Below are 6204 nucleotides of genomic sequence, written 5' to 3' on the forward strand. Positions count from 1 at the left end.
CTCTGGCCAGCGCAGGGCAAACCGCTGCGATTCTGGCTCGAAGAGGACTGAGTCTGGCTGGCCGCTATGGCGTGTATCTGTGAGAGCTTGCCGGGCTACAGGATGCGCTTTGCCTGACTCACCGGGTCGCCGGCAACGGCTGGAATTCGCCGCGCTCCAGGTTTTGCACCCGGTTGCCCATGGCGTCCGTCGCATTCAGATCCGCGCCTTTGGCCGCCAGTGCTTCAAGAACATCCTTGCGATGGAACAGCGCCGCGTACATCGCGGCTGTCTGACCGGCGTTATTGCGTTGATCGGGCGCGCAATTAGCGTCGACCAGTTGCCGCGCGATGCTGAGTTCGCCTTTGAAGATCGCCCCCATCAATGCCGTGTTGCCCCGCAGATCTTTGGCGCAGGGATCGGCGCCGGCGCTCAGCAGTTGGGTAACGGTTGATTGTTGGCCGTGGTAAGCAGCGAGAATCAGGGCGGTATAGCCTTTTTCGTCCTGCACGTTCAGATCGAACTTGGCATTGATGAACTCGTTGAGCATGTCCTGGCGGCCGTCTCGGGCGGCCTGGAAAAACAGCTCCCGAAGTTGAGCCTGGGTATCGGCGGCGGTGCCAATATCAGACGGGCTGGCCTGGACCACGCCCGCCGCCAGACACAGCAGCAACGCATAAAGGGTTCTGCGCATGTGATGTCCTCCAGAAGCCCCGACTCGCCGTGCAAACGGGCCGAGGTGGTCGGTCAGTCCTGCAGTGCAGCGGCCAGTTGCTTGACCTTGGCCAGATCGCCATTGGCAACCTTGCTTACGCCGGTGCCGTATTCCGGATCTGCCTTGTAGAGGAACGACAGCATGATGTTCTTGCTTTCGGTATCGGTGGTCGCCAGCGATTCACCAAAACTCTGAATCAGATCCTTGCGGTCCTTCTCGCTGTAGGAACGATACAAGTCGCCCGCCTGCTTGAAGTTTTGCTCTTTCTGGATCTTGGCTTGCTGTGTGCTGCCGGACAGTGGCAGTTGGCTGTAGCGCGCCTCTTCCACCGCTGGACGCGGATTGAGTCGGCTTGGCTCGTAGTTCACGCCGGTGGTGGTGTGCCCGGTGTTGAGCGGGCCGTCCTGGTTGCCGTTGTTAACCTTGACGCGTGGCTCGTTGATCGGGAGGCTCATCACGTTAGGGCCCACGCGATAGAGCTGCGTGTCAGCGTAGGAAAACACCCGACCTTGCAGCAGGCGATCTTCCGAAGGCTCGATACCCGGCACGACGTTGGCTGGCGCCATGGCGACCTGCTCGGTTTCCTGGAAGAAGTTGTCCACGTTCTTGTTCAAGACCATCTGGCCGATTTTGCGCTCCGGAATACCTGGCCAGATTTTGGTGGCGTCCAGCGGGTCGAAGTCGAACTTCGCCAGGTCTTCAGGCTTGACCACCTGGACGTACAGGTCCCACTTCGGAAAATCGCCCTTATTGATGGCGGCCACCAGATCGTGGGTCAGGTGGCTGTAGTCCTTGGACTGCACTTCAGCGACCTGCTTGGGATCGAGGTTTTTCAGGCCCTGCAGGCTCTTCCAGTGAAACTTCACATAGTTGACTTCGCCCTTGGCGTTCACCAGTTTGTAGGCGTGTACGCCGTTGCCGTCCATGGTGCGATAGCTGGCGGGTGTGCCTTCGTTGGAGTACAGCAACGTCAGCGTGCGCGTGGCTTCCGGGACGTGGGAGAAGAAGTCGAAACGTCGCGAGTCGTCATCCAGGTTGGTGCGCGGGTCAGGCTTGAAGGCGTGGACCATGTCCGGGAACTTGATCGCGTCGCGGATGAAAAACGTCGGGAAATTATTACCGACCAGGTCCCAATTGCCGTCGGCCGTGTAGAACTTGGTGGCAAAGCCGCGGGGGTCACGCAGGGTTTCAGGGGAGTGGTTGCCGTGGACAACGGCTGAAAACCGCACGAATACCGGGGTGTGCTCGCCTTTGCGGAAGACCGTGGCTTTGCTCAGATCAGAGGCGTCGTCGGAGGCAACAAATTCGCCGTGCACGCCGGTGCCCCGAGCATGCACGACACGCTCCGGAATGCGTTCACGATCAAAGCGCTGAAGTTTTTGCAGCAATTGCACATCTTGCAGGAGGACCGGGCCGGTTGGGCCGGCGGTCTGAGAATTCTGGTTATCGCCAACGGCGGCGCCGTTGTCGCGGGTCAGGGTGTCTGCGTACGCTGCAGAACTGACCATCAGGCTCGCGCCAATCAGGCTGGCTGCGATAGGGAAGCGGGGTAAATACATCGCGGACTCTCTCTCTGTTTTTGGTTGTTATGAGAGTTAAAGCCTACGGCCAGAGCCCGCGATTGCTGAATTAGTTATGCCTATGTGTTTGATACATTTAAAGATATTGACGTGCTGACTCGATTGGTCGGTTTGATCAAAACTTACGGGGCGCGGTTCTGGCTGGGAGAGGACTGACCGCCTCAGCCCACGGGCACCGCCATCCTGCGCCGCAGCAACTGCTTGCCTACCGCCTGCCCTCTGAGCTCGACATAGTGATAAGTCGCGCTGGAAATCGTCACGACCACCGCCAGAATCAGCAGCACCGTCAGGTTGTTCAGCCAGACATGCCCGGTATCAGGCCTCTGGGGTCGGAGAAAAGCGAAGGAGAGTTAACTAGAAACTCCATTCCCCAGCCTGGACGACTCGGCAAAATGGCCCAGCTAACGTTGCATTATGGTGGGCAACGATGGTCTTTGCTTTGAGTTCTGGAGTGTCAGTGCAAGTATGTCCGTTCGCGATGAGCACAGCATCAAATCCGCAATCGCGGGCGGCGCGGCAGGTGCTGTCCACACAGAATTGAGTTTTCATGCCCGTCACAACGACGCCGTCACACTCGCGCTCACGTAGCAGAGTTGCCAGGTCCGTCTGAGCGAAGGCATTGGGGCGTTTTTTCTCGAAAATCACCTCATCACCCATTAGCTGTAACTCCTGGACAAGCTCGGTGAGCGGGCTACCCGGCTCAATCGGAGACCCTGCCGGACCTATATGGCGGGCAAGAAAAATGGGGGCCCCTGTTTTCCGCGCACTCCTCATGAGCCCATTCAATGTATCGATAAGCGCTGGACCTCTCCAAGGTTTGTCCGGGCCGTGAACAAGCCCTACCTGCATGTCGAGAATCAGAAGTGCGTACATGTGCGTTTCCTTACGTTGGTGCCAGCAAAACCGGTGCAAAAAAAAGACCCGGTCCATTACTGGCGGGTCTTTAGGGATTGTGTGCTGGTTTAACTCACATAACCTCCCACTACCCGCGCGTGGCGGTCGTGAAGGTTGTAGTCGATTCGAAACGTTGGACATTCATGAGCCTGACCTTAACTTTGGCGGGACGGTCTTGCAAGTGAACCTGCCCAGGACGGCAGTCATTTCATATGGACTGGACTCATCGGCCGCTTCTTGGCCGAAAGCCGAGGCTCGGATCCGCCTGCCAAGAAGCGAGGCGGCGCGAATCAACCGAACCAGCACAAGCGCCTACTGCTCGCTGTGCGCGCATCAAAAAGCCTTAAGTGCTGCCTTGATCCCGGCCTTCCGTGCCATTGCGATCATGTTGTCGACATCATCGCCGTCAACGATACAGCCTACGTATTCATCGCCTCCCGTGTTCACGTGCAGATAGCGTTTGCCATGGCCGATCAGCCAGAGATCAAAATTCCCAATTACTTCTTCGAGCGTCGTTGCAGGGTCTGTCCGGTAGACAAAAGGCTCTCCAATCCCACTGGCCGTGACCAAATGCGGCGCGAGGTACTCAAACCCATCGTGTCCCTTCCAGTCGACGGCCAGCAGGGCCAGATGCTCAAGAGGCTGCCCCTTTTCCTGATCGATCACGCCGTCGGTCAACGCAACGGCTGGCTCTTCGCCCAGTCCGTAACAGCGCATTACACGCCTGACAAGACGTGCCCGTTCCTTGTCAGGCATACGTACTAGAAGGCGCTGGGTGAACGCCTTGAGTTCGGCGCGAAACGGATGCAGCTCGCGCATGATCGCAGCATCGCTTAACGGCGGTTCAGAGGGTGGCGGTTGATGAAAACGGCCACCAAAAAGACGATGTAGAATCCCCAACGTCTGTCTCCTCCTAAATAATTTTGACGGGTATTTTCACCGTGCAGCAGCATCATGCTGACAGCGATCGGCGCAGCGCTCTTGCGGAACAGAACCATGAGCAAGAGGAGTATCTCTCACCCGTCAGGGAATTACGCGCGTATGTGGAGCGCATGCCGGGCCTCCCCTTGCAATACCCGAATCGTTTCTAGTTTCGGCCCATGAGCATGAACTCCTGGCAATTCGCCCATCCATTCTGAAGCTGGCTCAAGCAGGGCATGACTGAACACGGCATGTTCGCGATGTATCGCTTGAGAACCTGCAGGGTGGTCGAGTGACCGTCTGGTATCTGTCAGAAAATACGATTGAGGGTCCAAGAACCAAATGGTGACTTATATTTTTGCACCAAGGCGATGGAGGAGCGAAATAGGTTTTTGCGTTTTCATATCGAAGCCAATACGCCAGAATGCGTCCAACGCCTACCATCAGATCAGCAAGTGCTGACACTTGGAGGCTGGGCCGAAACTGAGCAAGGAACGCACATGAATTTCTTCAAGAAACTTCTCATTTCATTGAAAGGTCGTTCAACGCAAGACGCCCAACCCACCCCGCAACCCCTTGAATTCCAGGAGCCAATTACGTTCAGCAACTTGGCTGAGTCTGAGTCTGAGTCTGAAGCGGCAAATCAGGCCGCCCGACTAGCAAGTCAAGCGTGCCTGGATCGTCATTGGGGCTCTGTCGGCACAGTCGAGCGGGATGTCCTTTCCTACATCATTAGTCCGAGCTTTTCGGGTGGCCCTTACTGGCCCTCGACCCGCCAGGCCTACCGAGTGATTCGGCGTGGTGACACAGTAATCATCGCCACCGAAGGCCTGTCAGACCCATTCGATGATACTGGAGGGATGGGCAATGGTTTCGAGATGGAGTTGTTCATAGAAACTGCAGATATACCCGAGCACGTCCGTGGTTCCTTGGGCGAGGTCGATCCTCTCAAGCGCAGCTGGGCGTTCGAGTTGGTGGAGCACGTTGCCAAAACCGTGGCAGATGCTGGAGGAATCACCCATCAACTCGAACAATACGGTGCGCTATCTCTCGAAATTCCGGGGTTCAGCCTGTCTCACCATATGAGTAATCAACTGCCCAAACCGTTCGTGACCGAAGACGATTCTACCGGTGTACTGTTGGGAGCACCGGAGCCGGATTTCAGTACCCGCCTGGACGACATGCCTTTATCCCCGGTCAGCTTGGTTCCAGTGGTATTGATCACAGCGTCGGAGCTCGAATACGTTCGCGCTGGTGGGCGCGTTGCACGGGAGGATCTGGTAAGCCGTTTGAAGGCTGCAGGCATCGGGCATCTGAGCACCCTCCATCGTGCTAGCGTTGTTTAACGCCGCGCGGCGCTAGGGAACTGGCAGAAGCAAAGAGAATTTTTTAGGGGAATGTCCGATTTAGGTCCCACTTCAGCCTGTTCAGTGCGCGACCTGTGCTGCTCAGATCCGATGAGGATGCCTGGTCAATTTGAATGCAAACCGGCCTACAGGCCGCCGGTTTGTTCAACTATCACCACCTCGATGACTAACGAGTATTGCCTCGTCAGTGGGCAGTCGGCGCGGCTACTGATACCCACGCGCCTGGATGTTGAAAAGGCTCGCATAGCGCCCGCCGCCAGCCATCAGTTGCACGTGGGTGCCTTGTTCCAGAATCCGGCCCTGATCCAGCACGATGATGTGATCAGCGTTGCGCACGCTGGAGAATCGGTGAGAGATCAGCAACGTCATGCGCCCCTTGGCGTACTCGCGAAAGTGCTCGAATACGGCAGCCTCGGCCGCAGCGTCGAGCGCGGCCGTCGGTTCGTCCAGAATCAGCAGATCGGCCTCACGGCGCATGTAGGCCCGCGACAGCGCCAGCTTTTGCCATTGCCCACCGGACAGTTCCTGCCCACCGGCGAACCAGCGCCCCAACTGCGTGTGATAGCCGTTGCTCAGGCGTTCGATGAATTCGGCGGCGATCCCTTGAGTGGCCGCATCGCGCCAACGGTCCTGATCATCGAACGCTTCGACGTCACCCACCCCAAGGTTTTCGCCGACCGTCATCTGGTAACGGATGTAGTCCTGAAAGATCACCCCGATGCGCTGGTGCAAGGCCTGTTCGTCCCAC

At 57.4% G+C, this 6204-nt stretch carries 8 protein-coding genes; 1 reads left to right on the forward strand and 7 read right to left on the reverse strand.

Translation table 11 applies throughout. The features are described 5' to 3' along the window. Positions 1 to 118 precede the first annotated feature (118 nt). The 6 genes from L4G42_RS25870 to L4G42_RS25890 form a co-directional block, all read right to left on the reverse strand. Positions 119 to 673, reverse strand: a complete 555-nt coding sequence (locus tag L4G42_RS25870; protein ID WP_237253656.1) for an ankyrin repeat domain-containing protein — start codon at positions 671 to 673, stop codon at positions 119 to 121. Between the two features lie 53 nt (positions 674 to 726). After that, positions 727 to 2253 (reverse strand): catalase KatB, encoded by a 1527-nt coding sequence (gene katB, locus L4G42_RS25875; RefSeq protein ID WP_419789411.1) that lies wholly within the window; start codon positions 2251 to 2253, stop codon positions 727 to 729. A 182-nt stretch (positions 2254 to 2435) separates the two neighbouring features. Next, the gene (locus L4G42_RS26100; RefSeq protein ID WP_272904133.1) at positions 2436 to 2558 is read right to left on the reverse strand and encodes a hypothetical protein; all 123 of its coding nucleotides are present in this window, start codon (positions 2556 to 2558) and stop codon (positions 2436 to 2438) included. 70 nt (positions 2559 to 2628) lie between these two features. Next, complete coding sequence (locus tag L4G42_RS25880) at positions 2629 to 3147, reverse strand: cysteine hydrolase family protein (protein ID WP_237253657.1); 519 nt, start codon at positions 3145 to 3147, stop codon at positions 2629 to 2631. 354 nt (positions 3148 to 3501) lie between these two features. Next, positions 3502 to 3987 (reverse strand): DUF6630 family protein, encoded by a 486-nt coding sequence (locus tag L4G42_RS25885; protein ID WP_336885907.1) that lies wholly within the window; start codon positions 3985 to 3987, stop codon positions 3502 to 3504. Between the two features lie 14 nt (positions 3988 to 4001). Beyond that, positions 4002 to 4172 carry a hypothetical protein gene (locus L4G42_RS25890; RefSeq protein ID WP_237253684.1) on the reverse strand — a complete coding sequence of 57 codons (171 nt, stop codon included), beginning with the start codon at positions 4170 to 4172 and terminating at the stop codon, positions 4002 to 4004. A gap of 417 nt (positions 4173 to 4589) precedes the next feature. Here L4G42_RS25890 and L4G42_RS25895 point away from each other — a divergent pair, with 417 nt between their 5' ends. Continuing rightward, on the forward strand, positions 4590 to 5435 hold the full coding sequence (locus L4G42_RS25895) for a suppressor of fused domain protein (RefSeq protein WP_237260041.1): 846 nt from the start codon (positions 4590 to 4592) through the stop codon (positions 5433 to 5435). Positions 5436 to 5660: 225 nt separating this feature from the next. Here L4G42_RS25895 and L4G42_RS25900 read toward each other — a convergent pair. Beyond that, on the reverse strand, positions 5661 to 6204 hold a 544-nt coding region (locus L4G42_RS25900; RefSeq protein ID WP_237260040.1), incomplete at its 5' end, for an ATP-binding cassette domain-containing protein.

It is taken from the genome of Pseudomonas petrae (genome assembly GCF_021728295.1).
GTDB lineage: Bacteria > Pseudomonadota > Gammaproteobacteria > Pseudomonadales > Pseudomonadaceae > Aquipseudomonas > Aquipseudomonas petrae.

Bases quoted from the DNA above. Each gene is read 5' to 3' on its own strand.
- L4G42_RS25870 (WP_237253656.1), bottom strand. From the start codon at position 673: ATGCGCAGAACCCTTTATGCGTTGCTGCTGTGTCTGGCGGCGGGCGTG.
- katB (WP_419789411.1), bottom strand. From the start codon at position 2,253: ATGTATTTACCCCGCTTCCCTATCGCAGCCAGCCTGATTGGCGCGAGC.
- L4G42_RS25880 (WP_237253657.1), bottom strand. From the start codon at position 3,147: ATGTACGCACTTCTGATTCTCGACATGCAGGTAGGGCTTGTTCACGGC.
- L4G42_RS25885 (WP_336885907.1), bottom strand. From the start codon at position 3,987: ATGCGCGAGCTGCATCCGTTTCGCGCCGAACTCAAGGCGTTCACCCAG.
- L4G42_RS25895 (WP_237260041.1), top strand. From the start codon at position 4,590: ATGAATTTCTTCAAGAAACTTCTCATTTCATTGAAAGGTCGTTCAACG.